Origin of the sequence: Actinomadura sp. NPDC000600, from assembly GCF_040492135.1 — a bacterium.
GTDB lineage: Bacteria > Actinomycetota > Actinomycetes > Streptosporangiales > Streptosporangiaceae > Spirillospora.
Genome location: NZ_JBEUPD010000011.1, coordinates 167,426 through 188,469 on the forward strand (window position 1 = coordinate 167,426; position 21,044 = coordinate 188,469).

Annotated in this window: 13 protein-coding genes; 8 read left to right on the forward strand and 5 right to left on the reverse strand. The window is 73.9% G+C overall.

Annotated elements, in window-relative coordinates; genetic code table 11:
- Positions 1 to 122: 122 nt before the first annotated feature.
- Both ABWI07_RS18500 and ABWI07_RS18505 read left to right on the forward strand, forming a co-directional pair.
- Positions 123 to 1,616 carry a sulfatase family protein gene (locus ABWI07_RS18500; protein WP_353819239.1) on the forward strand — a complete coding sequence of 498 codons (1,494 nt, stop codon included), beginning with the start codon at positions 123 to 125 and terminating at the stop codon, positions 1,614 to 1,616.
- A 105-nt stretch (positions 1,617 to 1,721) separates the two neighbouring features.
- Positions 1,722 to 4,886, forward strand: coding sequence for a beta propeller repeat protein (locus ABWI07_RS18505; RefSeq protein WP_353819240.1), 3,165 nt, complete (start codon positions 1,722 to 1,724; stop codon positions 4,884 to 4,886).
- A 46-nt stretch (positions 4,887 to 4,932) separates the two neighbouring features.
- Here ABWI07_RS18505 and ABWI07_RS18510 read toward each other — a convergent pair whose 3' ends face one another.
- On the reverse strand, positions 4,933 to 5,898 hold the full coding sequence (locus tag ABWI07_RS18510) for a glycosyltransferase (protein ID WP_353819241.1): 966 nt from the start codon (positions 5,896 to 5,898) through the stop codon (positions 4,933 to 4,935).
- 158 nt (positions 5,899 to 6,056) lie between these two features.
- Positions 6,057 to 7,496: an LCP family protein gene (locus tag ABWI07_RS18515; RefSeq protein ID WP_353819242.1), complete on the reverse strand. Its 1,440-nt coding sequence runs from the start codon at positions 7,494 to 7,496 to the stop codon at positions 6,057 to 6,059.
- A gap of 107 nt (positions 7,497 to 7,603) precedes the next feature.
- On the opposite strand from ABWI07_RS18515, the gene ABWI07_RS18520 reads away from it, so the two are divergent.
- Both ABWI07_RS18520 and ABWI07_RS18525 read left to right on the forward strand, forming a co-directional pair.
- Positions 7,604 to 8,545, forward strand: coding sequence for a DUF6177 family protein (locus ABWI07_RS18520; protein WP_353819243.1), 942 nt, complete (start codon positions 7,604 to 7,606; stop codon positions 8,543 to 8,545).
- Between the two features lie 83 nt (positions 8,546 to 8,628).
- Positions 8,629 to 10,056 carry a DUF1266 domain-containing protein gene (locus tag ABWI07_RS18525; RefSeq protein WP_149263083.1) on the forward strand — a complete coding sequence of 476 codons (1,428 nt, stop codon included), beginning with the start codon at positions 8,629 to 8,631 and terminating at the stop codon, positions 10,054 to 10,056.
- Between the two features lie 47 nt (positions 10,057 to 10,103).
- Here ABWI07_RS18525 and ABWI07_RS18530 read toward each other — a convergent pair whose 3' ends face one another.
- Together ABWI07_RS18530 and ABWI07_RS18535 are read right to left on the reverse strand one after the other, a co-directional pair.
- Positions 10,104 to 10,607, reverse strand: coding sequence for a hypothetical protein (locus tag ABWI07_RS18530; RefSeq protein WP_353819244.1), 504 nt, complete (start codon positions 10,605 to 10,607; stop codon positions 10,104 to 10,106).
- A complete protein-coding gene (locus ABWI07_RS18535; protein ID WP_353819245.1) occupies positions 10,604 to 12,370 on the reverse strand; it encodes a CpaE/TadZ family protein in 1,767 nt (588 codons plus the stop codon). The genes ABWI07_RS18530 and ABWI07_RS18535 overlap by 4 nt, the downstream gene beginning before the upstream one ends.
- A 220-nt stretch (positions 12,371 to 12,590) precedes the next feature.
- On the opposite strand from ABWI07_RS18535, the gene ABWI07_RS18540 reads away from it, so the two are divergent.
- Positions 12,591 to 13,412, forward strand: coding sequence for a hypothetical protein (locus tag ABWI07_RS18540; protein WP_353819246.1), 822 nt, complete (start codon positions 12,591 to 12,593; stop codon positions 13,410 to 13,412).
- Positions 13,413 to 13,439: 27 nt separating this feature from the next.
- Here the strand turns inward: ABWI07_RS18540 and ABWI07_RS18545 are convergent, their stop codons facing one another.
- A complete protein-coding gene (locus ABWI07_RS18545; RefSeq protein ID WP_149263086.1) occupies positions 13,440 to 13,721 on the reverse strand; it encodes a hypothetical protein in 282 nt (93 codons plus the stop codon).
- A gap of 300 nt (positions 13,722 to 14,021) precedes the next feature.
- On the opposite strand from ABWI07_RS18545, the gene ABWI07_RS18550 reads away from it, so the two are divergent.
- The 3 genes from ABWI07_RS18550 to ABWI07_RS18560 all read left to right on the forward strand — a co-directional run.
- Complete coding sequence (locus ABWI07_RS18550; protein ID WP_149263087.1) at positions 14,022 to 14,423, forward strand: YbaB/EbfC family nucleoid-associated protein; 402 nt, start codon at positions 14,022 to 14,024, stop codon at positions 14,421 to 14,423.
- Positions 14,420 to 14,722 carry a WXG100 family type VII secretion target gene (locus ABWI07_RS18555; protein WP_149263088.1) on the forward strand — a complete coding sequence of 101 codons (303 nt, stop codon included), beginning with the start codon at positions 14,420 to 14,422 and terminating at the stop codon, positions 14,720 to 14,722. The genes ABWI07_RS18550 and ABWI07_RS18555 overlap by 4 nt, the downstream gene beginning before the upstream one ends.
- A gap of 7 nt (positions 14,723 to 14,729) precedes the next feature.
- On the forward strand, positions 14,730 to 21,044 hold a 6,315-nt coding region (locus ABWI07_RS18560; protein WP_353819247.1), incomplete at its 3' end, for a WXG100-like domain-containing protein.

The window sequence follows — 21,044 nt, forward strand, 5'->3', positions numbered from 1 at the left end:
GACGCCCAACGGCCCTCGAATGTGCGAACGGCGTCCGGATCGTTACGCTTGCCCCGCGATCCCGTCACGGACAGAGCACGTTCACCGCGGACGGGACGCTCGGCACGGAGGAGGCACGGACGTTGATCCGGCATCGGCGGCTCGCGGTCGTGCTGTGCCTGATCGCCGCCTTCGGGCTGAGCGGCTGCCTCCCCCAGCAGGCCGAACGTTCCACACCGAAGCAGACGAAGGCCCCGAAGCGCCCGAACATCGTCTTCGTGCTCACCGACGACCTGTCATGGAACCTCGTCGCGCACATGCCGCAGGTGCTGCGGATGCAGCGGGAGGGGCTCACCTTCGACAACTTCATCATGGCGGACTCGCTCTGCTGCACCTCCCGCGCCACGATCTTCACCGGCCGGTACCCGCACAACACCGGGGTCCGCACGAACTTCCCGCCCGACGGCGGCTACCAGGTCTTCAAGGACAAGGGCGGCGAGCAGGCGTCGTTCGCCCCGTCCCTGCAGAAGGCCGGCTACCGGACGGCGCTGCTCGGCAAGTACATGAACGGCTACCAGCCCAACGACACCCAGGGCGACACGAAGCCGTACGTCCCGCCGGGCTGGAACGAGTGGCACGTCACCGGCAACGGCTATCCCGAGTACGACTACAACATGAACGAGAACGGCCGCCTCGTCCATTACGGCGCCCGGCCGCAGGACTACCTGACCGACGTGCTGGCGAACAAGGGCGTCGAGTTCGTCCAGCGGTCCGGAAAGTCCGGGCAGCCGTTCTTCATCGAGATCTCGACGTTCGCGCCGCACGGGCCGTTCGTGCCCGCTCCGCGCCACGCCTCGCTGTTCGGCCGCCTGACCGCTCCCCGGCCGCCGTCGTTCAACGAGGCCGACGTCCGCGACAAGCCGTCCTGGCTGCGGTCGCACCCGAGGCTGCGCAAGCCCGGGATCGGCCGCATCGACGAGGGCTTCCGCAACCGGGTCAGGATGGTGCAGTCGGTCGACGAGATGATCGGCCGGATCCGGACGGCGCTGAAGGAGCGCGGCCTCGACCGCGACACCTACCTGGTGTTCGGCTCCGACAACGGCTTCCACCTGGGCGAGCACCGGCTGGCCGGCGGGAAGATGACCGCCTTCGACACCGACATCCGGGTGCCCTACGTCGTCGTCGGACCCGCGGTCCCCGGCGGGCGCCGGGTCCGCGAGATCGCGCAGAACACCGACCTGGCCCCCACGTTCCAGGAACTGGCCGGCGTGCGCCCGCCGGCGACGGCCGACGGCCGGTCGCTCGCCCCCTTCCTGCGCGGCGCCACCCCCGCGGACTGGCGCGAATCCGCGCTGGTCGAGCACGTCAAGCCGCCGCCCTCCCCGCTGGATCCCGACCGGCAGGACTCCGCGCCCGGCGCGCCGACCACCTACAACGCGATCCGCACCGAGGACATGCTGTACGTGGAGTACACCGGCGGGGAGACCGAGTACTACGACCGGACCCGCGACCCGCACGAGTTGAACAACACCGCCGGCGGGCTGCCGGAGCAGCGGCGCCGGCACCTTTCCGACCTCCTTTACGCGCTGACCCACTGCGCGGGCGCCGGCTGCGCCCCCGCAGGCCGGAGCCGGTGACGAAGTTCGGCCCTTTATGCGCCGCTATCATCGCTGACGACTGCGGACGCGCCAGGGCGATGTGCAGGGTGAAATGTGCAGAGTGAGCGGGAGCTGGGAGTGGGCGTGACTCCAACCGGAAAGCCGGATGAAGACCGCGAGGCCGAGCGTCCCGAACCCGGGCGGGCGGCCCAGACGCCTCCCCCGCCGCGGTGGCTGGACGACCAGGGCTCCTCGTCCGGCCCGCTGCTTCCCGCCGACGACCCGGAGGACGACCCCGAGGACGACGCTCCCGAGGACCCTCCGGAGGACGATCCCGAGGACGCTCCTGAGGACGCTCCTGAGGACGACGCGGAAGCGGAGATGGCGGACCGCACCGTCGTGGACCGCAACATCAACGAGACGCTGCAGACGGTGATCCTGCCCAAGGGCCAGAAGCCTGCGGCGGACCGGTCCGCGGAGAGCGCCGCAGAGCGCGGCGACTCGGGCGCGGCGACCCCGCCCGCCCTTCCAGCTCCCGTCGCGGACGCCCCGGCGACATCCACCGACATCCCCGCGCCGCCACCGTTCCCCTACGGGCAGCAGGCGCCGGACGTGACGAGGGCGGAGATCCCCCTCCCGCCGCCCTTCCCCTACGAGCAGCAGATGCCCGACGCCACCCGCGCGGAGCATCTGGCGCCACCGCCGCCCGCACCCCCGCAGCCGTCGCCCGGGCAGAGCCCCTCGGCCCACGAGCCGTTCCCCTACGCGCAGGAGGTCCCCGGCACCCCCGCGCGCCCCTCCCACGAACCGTTCCCGTACGCGCAGGAGATCCCGGGCGCGCAGACTCCTCCGCCCTCCCAGAGCCCTCCGGCGGCGGAGCCGTTCCCGTGGGCGCAGCAGATCCCGGGGACGCCCCCGCCCGCGCCGGAGGCCGTTCACCCGGTGGCGCCCCCACCGGTGATCGAGGAGCCGTGGCGCACGGACGGGCCGCGCGGCTCGAAGGGTCCCCGCAAGAGCATCAAGAAGCCGCTGCTCATCGGCGCCGCCGGGCTCGCCGCCGTGGCGCTGGTCGCCGCGGGCGCGCTGGTGGTGCCGGGGCTGATCGGCGGTGACGACGACGGCGGCGATTCGGGCGCCGAGCTCGCCGGCGCGCTGTTCCCGGTGGACGCCGCGGCCCGCACCGACGGCCGCGACCAGCAGGTCACCGGTGTCGCGGCACGCGGTTCGACGGTGGTCGCGGTCGGCGGCGAGACCGACCCGCAGAACTCCCGCGGCCTGTTCCTCGTCTCCTCCGACGGCGGCCGCACCTTCAAGTCGGTCGCCCAGCAGGACGCCGACGGCGGCGTCGCACCTCCCGGCGGGGTCCCCGAGGCCGTCGGCGCGTCGCCGCGGGGCTGGGTCGCCGTCGGCAGCCGGGCCGGCGGCGGCGGAGCCGTGTGGACCAGCAAGGACGGCAGGGAGTGGCGCCGGCAGCCCGACGCCGTCGGCGACGTCTTCGGTCCGCAGAACCGGGTGAACCGGATCGTCGGTACCGGCGGCGGGTTCCTCGCCGTCGGCGAGAACTCCCCGAAGGGGGACTTCAGCGACTCGCGGCCGGCGGTGTGGCTGTCGGGCGACGGGCGCCGTTGGGAGGCGCGGGTCGGCGACCAGATCGGCCTGCAGGTCGAGAAGGGCGACTTCTCGCTGGTCGAGGCCGCGGCCAGCGGCGACGTGATCCTGCTCGAAGGGCTCATCACGCCCGACTCCAAGAAGCCGGGCCCCTACCGGAAGGTCTGGCGCTCCGACGACGCCGGCCGGACGTGGTCGACGTCCGACGTGCCGGTGCCGAAGGGCAGCCGCGGCCTGATGATCGGCGGTGGCGGCAAGTCGGGTTTCCTGGCCATCCGCGAGATGAAGGCGTCCAAGAAGCTCTTCGGACAGGCCTTCACGTCCAAGGACGGCAGGTCGTGGACCAGTGCCGGGAAGCTCGAACCGGCCGGGTACCAGCGCACCAACGGGATCGTCTCCGACGGTCAGGGGTTCACGGCCGTCGTCGTGCGGGGCGGGGACGTGCTGCTCGCGCGCAGCGCGGACGGCGCGGCCTGGAAGGCGGCCGGCACCGCGGAGTCGAAGGCCGGGCGCGAGGTGCTGGGCGCGGCGGGTGCGGACGGCCAGACGGTGCTCGTCGGCCGCGAGCCCGGCGGCGGCGACCTCGACCCGATGCTCGGCGTGTGGGACGCGTCCGGGGCCGCGGTCCCCGTCGACCTGACGAAGATCCCCGGCGCCGTCCGTCCCGACCACGCGGTGCGCGGCATCGCGGCCACGGACGGCCTCGCGGTCGCGGTGGGCAGCGCGAGCGGCGACGCCGCCGTCTGGTCGTCGCAGGACGGCGCGTCATGGAAGGCCGCGCAGGGCCTCGGCGCCGCGTTCACCCGGCCCGGGCCGCAGCAGCTGGAAGACGTCGCCGCGGGCGGCGCCGGATGGCTGGCGGTCGGCTACGACCAGTCGGCGCCGCGCCGTCCCCTCGTCGTCACCTCGAAGGACGGCGCGACCTGGCAGGCGGCCGACACCGCGCCCGCCTTCGCGGCGAACAGGCAGGGCGCGCCCGTCACCTACGCCGCGGCGGCCGGCCCCGCCGGATACGTCGTCGTCGGCACTCAGGGCTTCTCGGCCGCGACCTGGCACTCCTCCGACCTGCAGAACTGGGCGCGGGGCGCCGGGGTGGACCCGAAGATGATGGCGGGCGCCAAGGCCGCGGGCCGCTGGATGCTGGACGTCACGTCGGGCTCGTTCGGATACGCCGCGGTCGGCGGCAGCCGCGACGCCAAGGGCAACCACCCGTCGGTGTGGCTGTCGCCTGACGGCAAGCGGTGGACGCTGCAGGAACTCCAGGTCCCCGCCGGGGCGACCGAGGGGCACCTCACCCACGTGGCCGCCAAGGGCGGCACGCTCGTGGCCGCCGGGATCGCGGCGACCCCGAAGGGGCTCAACTGGCTCGGCTACGTGTCCACCGACGCGGGGAAGACGTGGCGTCCGCTGGAGTCGCCGAGTGGTGGCACGACGGTCGTCGTCAGCGCGCTGACCGCGACCTCGAAGGGCTTCGCCGCCACCGGCACCACGGGGCGACCGGGCTCGGCCGACGTGGTGTCGTGGACGTCCGCGGACGGCTCGGCCTGGCAGGCCGCCACACCTGGCGGAACGGGCCTCGGCGGGGTCGGGGACCAGGAGATCACCGGCCTCGCGGCCTTCGGGAGCAGGCTGCTCGGGGTGGGCCGCAGCGCCGACTCGAACGGCGGCCAGCCCGTCCTGTGGAGCCGTCCGGTGCAGTGACACGGGCGATACGGGCGGTGCGGGCGACGGCGCGCACCGCCCCGTCCTACTTCTCCGGCTGCGGCGGAGCGGCGTCCATTCCGGGGAGCCGCTCGTGCCCGCCCGCCTCCGGACGCGCATGGCGCGGGACGTAGCGGACGGGAGGGGGCGCGGCGCGGGCCTTGTCGCGGAGGCGGTTGCGGCGGGCGCCGTAGGGGGCGACGACGGCGCGGTAGAAGGGTTTGCGGATCAGCGTGGGGACCAGGCGGTAGCCGCCGCGGACCATGACGTTGCGCCAGTACTGGGGCTGGGAGATGAAGCCCTCGCGGCGCATCTCGCGCTGCAGCCGCAGTTCCGAGCGCAGCAGGTCGCGGCCGCCGCGGCGCTCGTAGGCGCCGTCGCCGACGCGGTAGTAGACGAGGGGCTCGGCCACGTTCACCATCCGCGCGCCGCCCGCGATCATGCGGACGAACAGCCAGTAGTCCTCCATCAGGGGGAGGTCGCCGTAGCCGCCGGCGGCGACGACGGCGCTGCGCCGGTAGACGACGGTCGGGTGGTTGAACGGGTCGTGCAGGCGGGAGTAGCGGGCGATGTCGGCGGGGTCGCTCGGCGGGGTGCGGCGGCCGACGATGTCGGTGATGTCGGTGCCGAACTCCAGCAGCCCGGCGCCCACGAGGTCGGCGCCCGCGCGGACCAGGGGGACCTGGGTCTGGAAGCGGTGCGGCATCGAGTAGTCGTCGGCGTCCATGCGGGCGACGATGTCGTGCCGGGAGGCGTGCAGGCCGGCGTCGAGGGCCGGGCCGAGGCCGCGGTTGTGCTCCAGGTGCACGAAGGTGACCTCGACCGGGCTGGTCCTCACGAGTTCGTGGAGGACGGCCGCGAGGGCGGGCGGGACGGGTCCGTCCTGCACGAGGACGACCTGGTCGGGGCGGAGCGTCTGGAGTTGGACGGCGCTGCGGAAGGCGTCCCGGACATGGGCTTCACGATCACCGCCGTAGACGGTCATCAGCAGGGTGAAGGCTTCAGGCTGCATGCGTCCGTTCCGGGGGAGCGTGGCGGCCGTGGAGCACCGTGCGGGGGCCGGGGCGGCGGGCCAGGTCGGGGGGGGTCGGGGGTACGCCGTCCTAGGTGGGACGTTTTGATGCGATGAATGGTTTGCGCGCGCCAAGATACCGGTGGGGAACGGCCACATCAGGTCTGTGCGCAGATATCGCGGTCCGCGCGTATCTCTCCCGCCATTTTCGGCACCGTCGGGTTGATCACCCGGAGATCGGCGCCCTCCCTGCCGATGACCAGGTAGACGTAGCCGGGTCTGGCGGACGCCCACGGGCGCGGCTGGACGCCGGGCACCGCGATCGCGGTGCGGGCGGCCTGCCGCTCGGCGCCCGCGCCGTAGAGGATCTGCGTGCGGGCGAAGCGCTTCTTGGCGGTGCCGACCTTGACGATCTGGAAGCCGCGCTCGGCGAGCTGGTCGGCGGTCCGCTGGGCGAGGCCGCCGGTGCCGGACGCGTTGAAGACGCCGAGCCTGACCTGCGCGGGCGGGACGGGCGGGACCTTGTTCTGCGCGGGCACGGGCCCCGGCGCGGGCTCGGGGAGCTTGTTGTCCTCCCGGATGGACCGGAACAGCGGCTCGGCGGCGGCCTGGGCGAACTGGACGCGGTTCCTGTCCTGCGGGTACGCCTCCACGGGAACGGTGACGAACCGAACCTTCCCGGCGCTCATCCCGCGCAGGGAGCCGGCGAGCCTCTGCATCACCGACAGCGACAGGCCCTTGTCGGCCTTGATGGACTTGGTGGAGGCGGAGAGGAAGTCGTAGGTCCGGCCGGGGTCGGTGAGCATGCCCTTGTCGGTGGCCTTCTTGACGACGGACGCCATGAACGCCTGCTGCCGCTTGATCCGGTCGAGGTCGGAGCCGTCGCCGAGGACGTAGCGGGTACGGACGTAGCCGAGGGCCTGGTCGCCGTGGACGACCTGCCGGCCCGCCCTGAGGTGCAGTTCGGCCTTGGGGTCGTCGATCCGCTTGGGGACGCAGATCTCCACGCCGCCGAGCGCGTCCACGACCCGCTTGAACCCGGCGAAGTCCACCTCGACGTAGTGGTCGATGTGGATCTTGGTGAGCGACTCGATCGTCTTCCAGGTGCAGGCGGGGCCGCCGTTGGAGAACGCCGCGTTGATCATCCCGAACTGGGCCGGGACGGTCGTGCCGTTGCGGCGCTTGCACGGCGGCATCCGCACCATCGAGTCGCGCGGGAAGCTGACGCCGATGGCGCTCTCCCCGCCGGGCGAGATGTGCAGCAGGATCGTGGTGTCCGAGCGCTGCCCGGCCTCGGCGCCGTAGCGGGCGTTCTCCCCGGCGCGGCTGTCGGAGCCCATCAGCAGGATGTTCAGCGAGTTGTTCAGCTTGGGCGGGCGGTGGTCGCCGAGCTTGCCGCCGACGTCCTCGCGGTCGATCTGGCCGTCCAGCCGCCGCCAGAACCCGTAGGCGGTGAGGCTGCCCGCGACGAGCACGACCGACAGGCCGATCGACACCCAGCCGAGCACGCGCCACAGGCGCCCCCGCACCGGCGGTTCCGGTGGCGTCGGGGCGCTGTCCGCGTACAGCACGGGAGAGGGTGCGACGGCTCGCTGCATCCGGAACATTTCAACACAGATTGGACATGCGCCACGGGCGTCACCGGAAAGACGCAGGCCCGCGGGCGCCGGGCCGGGCGGCGGGCGGCACTAGACTCCGGGGCGAGATGAGCACCGTAGACGCGCTGACCGACCAGGCGATGGTCGTCCTCCAGGACCGTCCGGTGGTGCCGCTGAGCGCCTGGCTGAACAGGGCGCTCGGCGAATGCGCCGGCAGCGGCCGCACCCTCCAGCTCGTCACGCCGCTGGAGTCGCGGCTGTCGCTGCCGCTGCGCACCGCGGCGTCCGGGAACGACGTGCAGTGGGTCGTGCGGAACGGCGACGGCTACTACGAGGGCCTGACCGGACGGCCGCTCAAGTGGAGCGGCGGCACGTTCGTGCCCGTCCCGGAGGCCCGCGACTACGCGCCCGGCTACACCACCCGCCCGACGGCGCCGGTCGGTTCGCAGCTCACGCTCGTCTACCGGATCAGGCACGGCGCCGAGGGCGACCTCGGCGGGCCCGTCGAGCGGCTGCTGCAGCTCGTCACCGGCAAGCCCCCCGCGGGCCTCGGCCCGGCCGAGCCGCTGGAGCACCCGTGGCGGCGCGACCGGCTCACCGAGTACGCGCGCGGGCGCTCCACCGCGCGGCTCATCGTCGGCGGCGACGGGCCCCGCCCCGCGCAGGCGATCTGCGACTTCACCGCCAGCGAGGGCGGCGGCGTCGCCGAGGTCAGCACCGTCACCGTCGGCTACGCGCCGGAGGACCCGCCGCCCCTGCAGCACCTGCCGACCCTGGTCGGAGCACTGGCCGCCGACCAGCCGGTGGCGTCGATCTTCGTCCAGCTCACCCCGGGCCGCGCCGACCTCACCACCGAGCCGCGCTGGACGGGCGCACCCGCCCCGGTCGCGCTCGCCGTCGCGGGCGCGGTGGCCGGTCCGAACGGACTGCCCGGCCAGCAGGTCGGCCCGCCGCGCGCGCCGCTGACGTTCTTCCCGCTCGGCGACGGCCGCTCGCAGGACGGCTGGCAGCGGCACGCCATGCTCATGCAGCACCTCCAATCAGGCTGATCCACCTCGGGTGGTGACAGGCCGCCACATACCGGGCAGCGGGGAGATGATCTACCCGTAAGGGATGTTGTACGGTCCTGCCCATGGGAGAGGCCGGCCAGCTCGACGCGCTTGAGCGGGCCGTCGAAGGGACGCTCGCCGAGGGGTCGTTCGAGTTCGACGACGACGAGGCGGTACTCCGCATCGAGGGGTCGCTCGTCCTCACGACCAGCTGGTTCCTCGGCCTCGGCGCGGGCGGGGTGTCGCTGCTGCTGACCGGCGCCGTCCTTTCCCTGACCGGCCTGCAGGACCTCGCCCGGTGGGCGCTCGCGCCCGGCGCCGCGCTGCTGGCCCTGGTCGGGGGGTTCCTCCTGCTGCTGCGCTTCACCCCGCTGGCCGGGCTCTGGTCGGACCTGGAACTGCGGTTCGCCGAGCAGGCGGTGGTCCACCGGCGGACGCGGATCCCGTTCGGCGAGCTGCGCCCCGAGCACCTGGTCTGGAAGAACGGGCGGTTCTTCCGGCGCCTCTACGTCCGGCACCCGGCGCTCCGCAAGCAGCTCGCCGGGTTCTTCGGCAGCGAGGAGCGGCAGGCCGAGGAGTTCCAGCGGCGGCTCTGGGAGCTGATCTCCGCGCCCGACCTGACCGGCGTCCTCGCCCATGGCAGCGACCTCACGCCCGTGCAGCGCTGGATCATCGCGGCGGGCGCCCCCTACGGCGCCGTCAACGGCTTCCGGGTGGACCGGCTCGGCGCAGCGCCCGGCACGTCCGCCGCGGCCGCCGACCGGCGCGCCGCGCAGGACCTCCTCCAGGACCCCTGGGGCGCCTACGACCTGGAGCAGCTCCTCGGCGCCGTCAACTGGCTCGTCCAGGACGGGCACCGCGCCGACTTCACGCAGGACGCCCGCCTCGCCGCCCGGCCCCCCGCCGCGCAGCGGGAGTACGAGGCGCTGCTGCGCGAGGTCGACGGCCTCATCGCCGGCGACCGGCTGGAGCCCCCGTTCGTGGAGCGGCTCATCGAGCTCGTCCGCGTCCGGTACGGGGACGAGGGCGGCTCGTACGCGCGGCTCGTCCCGCCGCTGCTGCGCGACGAGCCCGGCGCGGACGCGAGCGAGGAGGGCGCCGAGCTCGCCCTGTTCCTCCACCAGCTCTTCAACGACCGCAACCACGCGGCGGAGGAGCTGCACCGGCTGAAGGTCCTCGCCGACCCGGCGCTGCGCGCCAACGTGGGACGGTTCCTCATCTGGGACTACGGGCGCGCCCTGATGCTCTACCGGTGGGGCCACATCGTGGGGTGGCTGACCGAGGAGTACTGCTGGGACCGGATGCTCCCGCTGGCGCTCGACATCCAGCGGCGGTACACGTCCTGGCGGGACATGGCGACCTGCTACCTGCAGGGACGGCTCCTGTGGTCGGGCGGCGGCGGCAAGGCGCAGGCCGAGTACGAGCAGCTCATCGAGGAGCTCGCCACCGACCCCCGCAGCCCGTGGAACCTCGTCCCCTGGGACCTGGACCTCACCCGCGACTGGCCCTGACCGCCGCGGTATCCGCCGAGGAGCGGGCCCAGCCCCGGATGGCGGAACTAGCCGATCACGCCGCCCTGGTAGGCGGCACCGCCCGCGTCGCCCGCCGGTCCTGGGAAGCCGCCCGCAGCGCCGCCTCCCGGGTGGGCGCCGCCGGGCTGGGCGCCGCCTTGGCCGGACGCCTTCCAGCTGCGGGCCGGGGCGTCGGTCGCGCCCTCCGGGTACACCGTCCCGCCGAGCCAGTGGACGAGGGAGTCGGCGAACTTGCGCGCGACGCGGACCGCGTCCGGCACGTCGGCGGCCGCGCGGATGTCCACCCACCAGACGGGGGCCACCACCCGCGCCGCGAACTCGGGGCCGAGCAGCCGGCCGATCTCGCCCTGCACCGACACCTGCACGGCGTCCTCGATCGACACGAGCAGGCGTCCCTCGCCGTCGTGCAGGCGCGTGGGTTCGGGCTCGCCGCCGCGCAGCTCCAGCGGCTCGCCCATCGCGATCATGCCGTCGGCGACGGCGTGCACGTCGGGGCGGCGGCGCACCAGCGCGACCAGGTCGCTGCTCATCGCGTCACCCCCGCGGTCAGCGAGCGCGAGAACACCTCGTACACGACGTGCGTCACCGCGGCGCGGGCGGCGGCGGAGATGCGGGACATGTCGACCGAACTGCCCGTGGCGAGCTGCCGGTCGTACGGGACGGACACGACGGGCAGCCCCCACGCGGTGAGCATCTGGTGCGCGCGCTGCAGGTCGGCGCCCACCTGCGGGGCGTGCGACACCATCGCGATGACGGTGCGCGGCAGCAGCGCCTGCTGGTTGTTGGAGGAGAACCACTCCAGCGCCCCGCGCGCGCTCAGGGCGCCGTCGACCGTACCCGGGGTGACCAGGACGAGGCCGTGCGAGCTCGCGATGACACCGCGGTTCACCTCGGTGAGGATTCCCGCGCCGCAGTCGACGACCGTCGCGGAGACGTACCGGCTCACCGCGCTGAGGGCGGTCTGGAACGTCTCCAGGGTGAACTCCCCCGCGATGCGTCCGTCGCGCGTGGACGACAGCACGTAAAGGCCGTCGGGGGTGCGGGTGAGGAAGCGCTCCGCCTCCTCGAACGTGTGCGGGTTCTGCGCCGCCAGGTCGAACAGCGACAGCTGCGAGCGGACGCCGAGACGCAGCGGCAGCGAACCCAGCTCGGCGTCGGCGTCGGCGGCCAGCACCCGGTCGGCGCGGTGCCGGGCCAGCTCCGTCGCGACCATCGCCGCCATCGTCGTCTTGCCCGCGCCGCCGCGCACGCTCGCCACCGCGATCTGCCGGGAGCTCGGCACCTGCCGCTGCATCAGGTCGGCGAACGCGGCCCGCTCCCGGGCCTCCCGCCCCCCGCCGCCCATGGCGTTGCGGACGCCGCGTCCCATGCGGCGGGCGAGGGGGTCGCCGTGCTGGTTCTTGCGGACGAGGTCGTGGGCGGGGATCTGGTGGCCGCCGCCCGCCTGCTCGGCCGGGACCGGATGGGCCGGCGCCTGGGGTGCGGGAGCTGCGGCGTTCGCGTCCGCCTGCCGGCCGGCGTCGGTGGACGACGGCACCGCGCCGAGGACGGGGTTGACCGCCGCCTCCCAGTCGAAGTCGGAACCGATGAGGGGCTCGAGGTGCTCCGGCTGGGCGTGGGCCTGGCCTTCCGCCGTCGGCTGCTCCGCCGCGGCCTGCTGCGCGGCGGCCTGCTGCGCCGCCGCCTGTTGCGCAGCCGCCTGTTGCGCAGCCGCTTGCTGCGCGGCGGCCTGCTGGGCCGCCGCCTGCTCGGCCGCTGCGCGCTCGGCCGCTGCTTGCTCAGCGGCTTGCTGCGCCGCCGCTTGTTGCGCGGCGGCCTGTTGCGCGGCGGCCTGCTCGGCTGCCGCGCGCTCGGCGGCTGCTTGCTCAGCGGCTTGCTGAGGGGGCGCTTGTTGGGCCGCCATCGGCTGGGCGAAGGGCGGCGGGGCGGCAGGTTGCGGGGCGACGGGCTGCTGGGCGGCGGGTTGCGGGGACGGCTCGGAGGGCTGCGGGAGCAGGGGCTGCGGTTCCGGGAGCAGCGGCGCCGGGCCGTCGGGCGCGTCCTGCCCCGGCTCGACGGGCGCGGCGAACGGCGGCACCTCGGGGGGTGCCGGTGAGGCCGCCTGCACGGGCTGCGGAGCGGGCTGCGGGACGGGCGCGGCGGCCGGTTGCTGCTCAGGCGCGGGACGGGGCGGCGCCTCCGCCCCCCAGGACCCCTGGGCCGGGCTGTTCGGCGTCGCGTCGAGCATCTGGAATCCCCGCCGCGATACGCCGATCTCGCGCAGGACCGCGTGCTGCCAGCTGGAGTCGGACACCTGCCTCCCCTCTCACCGGCAAGCCTACGAGACACTCGTCACCGCACGCACCGAGACCGGATGCATGACCCATCCGTCACAGCCTAGGAGCCATACCTCATCAGGGTTTCATCGGCACGATGACCTGCATATGGGAAATCTGCCATGAAATCCCCAGGTCCCTCCCGTAGTCTGGCCGGATCTCAGTCGGCACCCCGCACGTGAACCGCCCGGAGCGAGCATGAACCCCCCACCTTGGCCCGGTCAGCCGTCCGGCGGGCCGGGATACCCGCCGCCCGGCGGGCCTGTCGGCCCGCCCCCGCCGCCGATGGCCGGCGGCCCCGGCTTCCCTCCCCCGCCCCCGCCGCGCGGCGGCGCCAGCACGCTCGTGTGGCTGCTCCTCGTCGGCTCGGTGCTGGCCGTGGCCATCGTGGGCACGGTCGCCGTCCTCGTGTTCGGCGGCGATGACAAGGAACCGGCCCGGACGCTCTCGCTGCCGTCCACGACGCGCCTGCCGACCCTCGAATCGACGACGGAACCGACGACGCAGCCGACGCCCACCCGTTCCAGCGGCGGGGCGGTCGACCCGTCCGGCGTGCTGAGCCGGACGATCACGACGGCGAAGGGGAACGTGTTCACGCAGGCGGGGACCCGCACCGAGTCGTGCACCACCCGCGCGAACTCCGTGCTGCTGCCCGCGCTGCGCCGGCACCCCTGCGTCGGGAGCATGTACTCGGCCGTCTACGCCAACCCGTCAAAGAAGATCATCACTTCGGTCTCGATCCTGAAGTTCGCCACCTCGACGGACGCGTCCATCGTCAAGGGCTACACGAACCAGGAGGGCTGGCCGAAGCTGCTGACCCCCTCGGACGCCAGCGGGCTTCCGCAGCCGAAGGCCGACCCCGCGTACTGGACGCGGACCTGGGCCCAGGGCTCCACGGTCGTCTACGCCCAGTCGTACTGGTCCAACGGCGGCCCGACCGGCGGCCGCACGGGCAGCGTCTTCGCGACCGCCGGGGAGCTCGGCGTCGAGGTCACCAACACGCTGCTGTGGAGCAACTGATCGCGGGCCGGGCGGCGCGCCTCGGCGTCAGCCGCCCTGCCCCGGCTCCTCGCCGTCCTGCTCGGCCTGCCGGGCCTGCGCAGCCCTCGCCTGCTTGCGGGCGAGGGACGACTCGTACGCGGCCAGCATCCGCTCCCCGCCGGGACGCATCTCGAACCGGATGCCCCGATCGCCCTCGTAGGGATTCCGGTGGTCGAACCCACCGCGGTAGATCTCGTCCGGCACCCGCTCGGGGAAGGCGTCGCAGTAGGGGATCCAGCGGTCGAGCGACGTCTGCGCGCCAGGGTTGGACCTCTTCTGCAGGCGCACGCACGCGTCACAGATGTTCGGCCTCCTGCGCATCGTTCGCCACACCCCTCCAAGGTCGTCCTCTGGGATCGCGCGGCGCACCGCGCGGTCCCCGAAGTGTTCCACAAGCCAGGGTTCCACAGGGCGGACGGCTTCCGGCGGCATCGTGCGACGTCCGAGCACTGCATGGCAATCACGGACAGTCCGGAACAGGTTGCGAAATCCACATTGAAACCCCTATAAATGATCAATCCCTGTGTGTACCTGTGATCGTGCGCGGTCGCGGGCTCTTGCAAGCTCCCGACGAACAGAGGGGTGCCTGTGCGCGCTGAATGGCAGGCGCATATCGACGAGCTCCTGCAGACGTACCAGGAGAAGCGCCGGCAGATCCAGGACATGCAGTCCAAGCTGGAGGCGATCGAGGCCGAGGCGGAGGCCGCCGACGGCATGGTGAAGGTGAAGGTCGACCGGCAGGGCCGGCTGACCTCCCTCGAACTCGACCCGCGCGTGCAGCGCAAGCTCGGCTCCGCGGAGCTCGCCGAAGCGATCATGGAGGCGTCCCGGGACGCGCAGGCGCAGGTCGTCGAGCAGATGCGCGCGGCGATGCGGGGACTCGCGCCGGAGGGCGCCGCGGAGGGCGGCGTCGACTTCGGCAAGCTGCTGCCGGAGCGGCCGGACGACTTCGACGCGATCCGCGAGCGGCTCGGAATCCCGCCGCGATGACCTACGAGTACCTCGAGGTCGACACAGAGGAGCTCAAGCGCGCGGGCAAGGGCTTCCACGACGGCGCGACGCAGCTCAAGGCGATCTACGACCGGCTCAACTCCGCGCTCATGGCCGAGGGCGAGTGCTGGGGCTCCGACGAGACCGGCAAGACGTTCGCCGAGGGCTACAAGGAGCCGAGTACGAGCGTCCTGGAGTCGTTCCCCAAGCTCAAGGACGGCCTGGAAGGCATCAAGAAGGGTGTCGACCAGATGGCCAAGACCTACAAGCAGGCAGAGGACGCCTCGAGGCTGAAGTGAGCTGATCGTGGGTCTTGAAATCCCAGAACCGGTCCAGTGGCTGTCCTGGATCATCGGTTCCGACTGGCCTGAGGGCGACGAGACGGCCATGCGCCGCGCCGCCGAGGCGTGGCGCACCGCCGGCACCGAGATCAACGAGCTGATCGAGGACCTCAACCAGACGGCGGGCGACGTGCGCGCCGCGCTCGACAGCGGCGCGGCCGAGGAGTTCGGCAAGAAGTGGGACCAGTGGGTCTCCACCGATCCGCAGATCCTGACGAAGCTCGTCGAGTCGTGCGGGCAGCTCGGCGAGACGCTGGACGGCGGCGCGCTCGACATCGAGTACGCGAAGTACATGTTCATCGCGCTGCTGATCATCACGGCGATCGAGATCGCCTATCTGATCGCGGCGGCGTTCGCGACGTTCGGCGCGTCCACCGCGGCCATCCCCGCCGTGGAGGCCGGGGCCCAGGTCGCGTCCAGGACCATCTTCCAGCGGCTGCTGGAGTGGCTTAGCCAGCGGTTCCTCGGCGCCGTCCTCAAGGGCGCCGTGGTCGGCGCGCTCCAGGGGGGCGGGCTGGACCTGCTCGTCCAGGGCGTCCAGATCGCGCAGGGCAACCGCGACGGCGTCGACTGGAAGAAGACCGGCTCCGCCACCCTCGACGGCGCGATCGGCGGCGCCATCTCCGGCGGCATCGGCCACGGCATGGGCAAGGTCCCCGGCCTGAACGGCCCCGCCGACACCGCGCTCGGCGGCATGGCCAAGGGCATGGTGCGCGACGGCGTGTCCGAGGCCGTCAGCGGCGTGGCCGGCACGGTCGCCACCGCCGCCGTGCACGGCGACCCGCTGACCTGGGACTCCATCGCCAAGGGCGCCACGTCCGGCGCGTTCGGCGGCGCCGTCGGCGGCGGCAAGGACGGGCTCAACGAGTACAACTCACACGTTCCCGGCGCCAACCCGCCGAACCCGAGCACGCCGCCGACCCCGACGAACGACCCGGCCCCCACGCCCTCCCACACCCCCTCGCCGTCCACCGGCGGCGGTGACGGCGGCGGAGGCGGCAACGGCGGCGGAGGCGGCGACGGCGGCTCCAACTCAGGCGGTTCCCACTCCAACTCCGGTGGCGGGGGCGGCGGCTCCAACACCGGCGGCGGAGGCGGTGGTGGATCCCACTCCGGCGGTGGCGGAGGCGGCGGCGGGTCGCACTCCGGCGGTGGCGGGGGCGGCGGCTCCCACTACGGCGGCGGCGATGGCGGCGGAGGCGGGGGCGGGGGCAACCGCATCGCCACGCTTCTCGGCGACACCGGCGGCGGAGGCGGCGGCGGGGCTTCCCTGGCCTCCGCCGGCGGCGACGGCGGCGGGGCGTCCTCGGGCGGCGGGCCCGGCGGCGGCTCGGGCGGCGGCCTCGGCGGCAACCCGTCCGGATTCGGCGGCTCGTCCCCGTCCGGCGGCGGTCCTGTCGGCGGGGGCGCGGTCGGCGGCGGTCCCGCAGGCGGCGGCGCGGCTCCCGGCGGTATGGCCCCCGTGGGCGGCAGTGCTCCCATGGGCGGCGGCGCAGCCCCGGGTGGCGCGGCCCCCGGTGGCGGGGGCGCAACCGGCGGAGGCTCGACCGGCGGCGGTTCCTCCTCGGCAGGCGGCTCTTCGTCCTCCTCGCCGAGTGGCGGTGGCTCGTCCGCGAGCAGTGGCGGCGGCACGGGTTCGGGCGGCGCGCCCGGCGGGGGCTCCGGCACCCGCGGCGGCTCCACGACCCCGAGCGGCGGCACGTCCACGCAAGGCGGCGGCTCGTCCTCTCCGGGCGACACCTCGACCACCCCGCACGGCGGCACCTCGGACGGCGCTTCGTCCCCGGACACGGGCTCGCCGACGCCAGGTGGCGGAGAGCCAACTCCGCACTCGGGTTCGTCCAGCCCCAGCGAAAACACGGCACCATCCCAGCCCACCTCGTCGCCCACCGGAGACGGCTCGACCACCCCGCACGACGGCTCGACCACCCCCGGCGACGGCACGTCGGCACCCCACGACGGCACGGCCACCCCCGGTGACGGCTCAACGACCCCACACGACGGCTCCGCCACACCCGGAGACGGCACCTCTACGCCCGGCGACGGCTCAACGACCCCGCACGACGGCTCCGCCACACCCGGAGACGGCACGTCCGCACCCCACGACGGCACTGCCACGCCCGGAGACGGGACGTCGGCACCCCACGACGGCTCCTCCACCCCCAGAGACGGCACTTCCACGCCTGGGGACGGCACGTCCTCCCCGCAGCCGAGGGCGTCCAGCCCGGGTGATGGGACGTCCACGCCGCCTCCCGGCTCGTCCACTCCTGGCGATGGCACGTCTACGCCGCCTTCCGGAAGCTCCGCTTCTCCCGAGCCGACGGCCGGAGGCGCGCCGACGCCTACCGGGTCCCCGTCGCCGACCCGCAGCGAAGGGAACGCGAGCACGCCCGGCGGCGAGACTCGCACTCCCGCAAGCAGCGACCCCGCGTCCGGCGACCCGGCGAGGGGCACCACACCTGGCGACGGCACCGTTCCCCATGACGGCACCACGCCTAGCGGCGGTGCGACGCCCGGCGATGGCGCGACACCGCCCGGCGATGCTCCGGCGCCCGGTGGCGAGGGCACGAACACCGCGTCCGACGCGGACCCGCGCGCCTCCGAGGGGTCCACCGATCCGCAGGACGCCATGGCGCGGCCTGAGGACGGTTCCAACGGGGGGCCCGGCTTCGTGGCCATGCCGATCATGCCGATGGGCACGATGGGCGGACCGGCCGGAACGGCATCCCCGGGCGGCGTGCGCCCGCCTTCGGGCGGCGGTGGGACGGGGCGGACGCCCACGTCCTCGTCTCCGTCGTCGCCGCGGCCGTCCGAGCGTCCCGGCGGGGACGGCGGTCCGCCGCTGGAGTCTCCGCGTCCCAGGCAGGAGTCCTACGACCCCTCGGATCCGGGCTCGCAGCCGAAGCCGGCGCCGATCGAGAACGTGGACGACCAGGGCGTCGTCCGCAACGAGCAGACACCGCCGCACGACGAGACCTCCCAGCCGGACGAGGAAGCGCCGCACAAGAAGGAGGCCGGCGACGGCAGCACGCCGGACGACGGCACTTCCGGCGACGGCTCGTCCAACGAGGACGGCTCGTCCGACAAGTCGCAGGACCTCGCGGACGCCGAGCAGCAGACGCGGGACATCCTCTCCCAGTTCGGCGACGACGCGCCCACCGTGGACTTCACGTCCAGCCCGATCGACCCGGCCGCGGTGCACGAGGTCAACAACGCCATCCAGCAGCTCGCGGCGGACTACCCGAGCACGATGCAGGGCCTGACCCACATCGGTTCGGAGGACTTCAACCAGTCGCTCGGGCCGGGCAACGACGACGTCCTCGCCTACGCGACCCCCGAGTCCAACAGCCCCGGCATCTACCTCAACGAGGACGCGTTCGGGGACAACGCCGCGCGCGCCGAGGACGGCGCCGACGAGGAGGCGACCGGGTTCACCGTGCCCGGCGGCGGCTCGACGGAGGGCGTCTTCACGCACGAGTTCGGGCACCACCTCGGGGAGCAGCTGCTCAACGACCCGAGGATGCTCGCGGACCTGAACCGGGCCGTCTCCAACGCGCTCGGCGTCCCTTACGACGCGACGCAGCCGCACGACGCGGCCACGCAGCAGCGCGTCGAGAACGCCCTGTCCGGCTACGGGTCCGGCGATCCCCACGAGATGATGGCGGAGGCGTTCACCGAGTACCGCCTCTCCGAGAACCCCCGTGCGCTCGCCCAGGCCATCGGCCAGGTCATGGACCAGCACCTCGGGGCCAACGGCACCCAGGCGCCGAACGGCACGACGAACGGCGGCGGCTCCACCACGTCCCAGAACCCGGACGGCGGCGGCGCGCCGGACGGCAACACGTCAACGAACGAGGGGCAGCCTCACCCCAAGGAGAGCCAGCCGGGCTCGGACGAGACCCAGCCCCGTCCCGACGAAGGCCGAACGCCCACCGACCAGAACCAGCCTCTCGGTGAGGACGGACAACCGCGCCCGGACAGCCAGGCTCAGCCCCGCCCGGACGAAGGCCGGCCGGGTGCGGACAACGGCGGCCAGACGCGGAACGACGAGGGACCGGGCCGCACCGACGAGAACCCGCCCGGCGAGGACGGACGCACGCCCGCAGAGGGCGAAACCCGCCCCCGCACCGACGAGGACCAGCCCCGCACGGACGACGGCCAGCCACGCACGGACAACGGCCAGCCACGCACGGACAACGAGGCCCAGCCGCGCACCGACGACGGCCAGCCCCGAGCGGACGACGGCCAGCCTCGCACGGACAACGAAGGCCGGCCCCGCACCGACGAAGGCCGGCCACGCACCGACGACGAGGGCCGGCCCCGCACCGACGACGGCCGACCGCGCACCGACGACGAAGGCCGACCCCGCACCGAGGACGGCCGGCCCCGCACGGACGACGGCCGACCGCGCAGCGACAACGAAGGTCAACCGCGGGCCGATGAAGGGCAGCCGCGGGCGCGGGACGGGCAGCCGCACGATCCCGGCGACGGGCCGCGGCCGCGCCACGACGCGCCGAGCGGCCTGCCGGACCATCTGCACGACGCCTGGCGGAACAGCGCCGAGACCCCGGCGGGACGGGCCCTCTACGGACCCGACGAGCCGCACATGCGGGGGGCGGCGGGAATGGTGCCGCCCGACCCTGCGGGCCGGTTCGTCCTCGACGCGCACGGCAACCGCGACGGCGTGATCGTCGGGGACCGGCCGATGAACGCGGCGGACCTCGCGTCGCTGGTCCGCAGCGACCCGAACTGGAACGGGCGCGACCTGCTCCTGCTGTCCAACAACAGCGGGGACGGGCGCTTCGCCGCCGACCTCGCGCAGCACCTCGGGGTCCGCGTCACGGCCCCGACGGGGGCGGTCGACCTCAACGCGCACGGCCGCCCGGAGTCGTCGGGCTGGGCAATCCACGACCGGGACGGCAGCGAGGTCGCGCCCGACCCGGTGCGCCGCTTCCCCAGCAACGACGAAGGCCAGTGGTACGGCGACAACCGTCTCGGGGACCAGTTCCGGAGCCTGCCGCCGCACCTGCAGAACGCGCTGTACCAGTACACCGTCCAGTCGATGCCGAACGCGTTCCTGCGGCCGGGCGCCGACCTGCAAGGCGCGCTGAACCACTGGCAGGGCGAGTTCAACAGGGCCTGGGCGCTGGCCGGGATGAACGACGGCAGGACCCTCCCGTCGGTGGGAGACCTCGAGCGCTGGTCGTCGCACCCGAACCTCACCCCGGAGCAGCGCGCCCTGATCGACGACGTGCTGCTGTCCGACGACCCGGAGGCCCGCCTGGGCCAGATCGGCAAGGACGCGGGCTACTGGTCGTTCCTGAACCAGTACTTCGGTGAGACGCCCACCCTGGACGCCTTCAACCAGCGCATCGGCAAGCTCGACCAGGCGCTGAACCAGCCTCTCCCGGAGCCCGTGCAGACCGAGCGCGGCCTGCACGACGTGAGCTTCATGCGCCTCCCGGACGGCACGGCGCTCGGCCCGCGCGACGCGCACCTGCTCGTCGGCACGATCCAGCACGAGCCCGCGTACATGTCGACGTCGCTCGGACGCGATCCCGCCGTCGTCGACAACAGCCCGTTCAGCTACCGGATCCACATGGACCTGCCGGAGGGCTCGCACGGCGTCTGGATGGGGCGCAACAGCGCCTTCTCGGACCAGCGCGAGCTCATCCTTCCGCGCGGCACCCAGTACCAGATCACCCATGTGGACACCAACGCCCGGGACGCCGACGGGAACCCCATCGTCGAGATCCGCGCCACGGTGATCCCGCCGGGAGCCCCCGCCCCCGACCCGCTCAGCGCCGGCAACGTCGCCGCCCCGCACAGCACCAGCCCGGCCTGGGCGGGCGCGCCACCGAACCCCGGCCCGTCGCCGCACCCCGGCCCGTCGCCCACCCCTGGGCCTTCGCCGCACCCTGGGACGCCGCCGAACACCGGGTCGTCCGGCCCTGGCTCGTCCCACCCAGGGCCGCCGCCGCGCTTCCGCTCCACGCCGCCCGCCGACCCGGGCACCACCCCGTCGTCCGGGACGTCCGGCGGGAACGAACCGGCGCCACGCGGCGCCAACCCGCCCGATCCCGCCAACCCCGGCGCGGCACCGCGCCCCGACACCGACGGCCCTGCGGCACGCGCCGAGACCAACCCCGCCGCACGCGGAGGCGAAGGACCCGCCGCACGCGGAGGCGAAGGACCCGCCGCACGCGGAGGCGAAGGACCCGCCGCACGCGGAGGCGAAGGACCCGCCGCACGCGGAGGCGAAGGACCCGCCGCACGCGGA

Coding starts and splice junctions, on each gene's coding strand:
- ABWI07_RS18510 (WP_353819241.1), bottom strand. CDS start 5,898: ATGCAGCCTGAAGCCTTCACCCTGCTGATGACCGTCTACGGCGGTGAT.
- ABWI07_RS18515 (WP_353819242.1), bottom strand. CDS start 7,496: ATGCAGCGAGCCGTCGCACCCTCTCCCGTGCTGTACGCGGACAGCGCC.
- ABWI07_RS18520 (WP_353819243.1), top strand. CDS start 7,604: ATGAGCACCGTAGACGCGCTGACCGACCAGGCGATGGTCGTCCTCCAG.
- ABWI07_RS18525 (WP_149263083.1), top strand. CDS start 8,629: ATGGGAGAGGCCGGCCAGCTCGACGCGCTTGAGCGGGCCGTCGAAGGG.
- ABWI07_RS18530 (WP_353819244.1), bottom strand. CDS start 10,607: ATGAGCAGCGACCTGGTCGCGCTGGTGCGCCGCCGCCCCGACGTGCAC.
- ABWI07_RS18540 (WP_353819246.1), top strand. CDS start 12,591: ATGAACCCCCCACCTTGGCCCGGTCAGCCGTCCGGCGGGCCGGGATAC.
- ABWI07_RS18555 (WP_149263088.1), top strand. CDS start 14,420: ATGACCTACGAGTACCTCGAGGTCGACACAGAGGAGCTCAAGCGCGCG.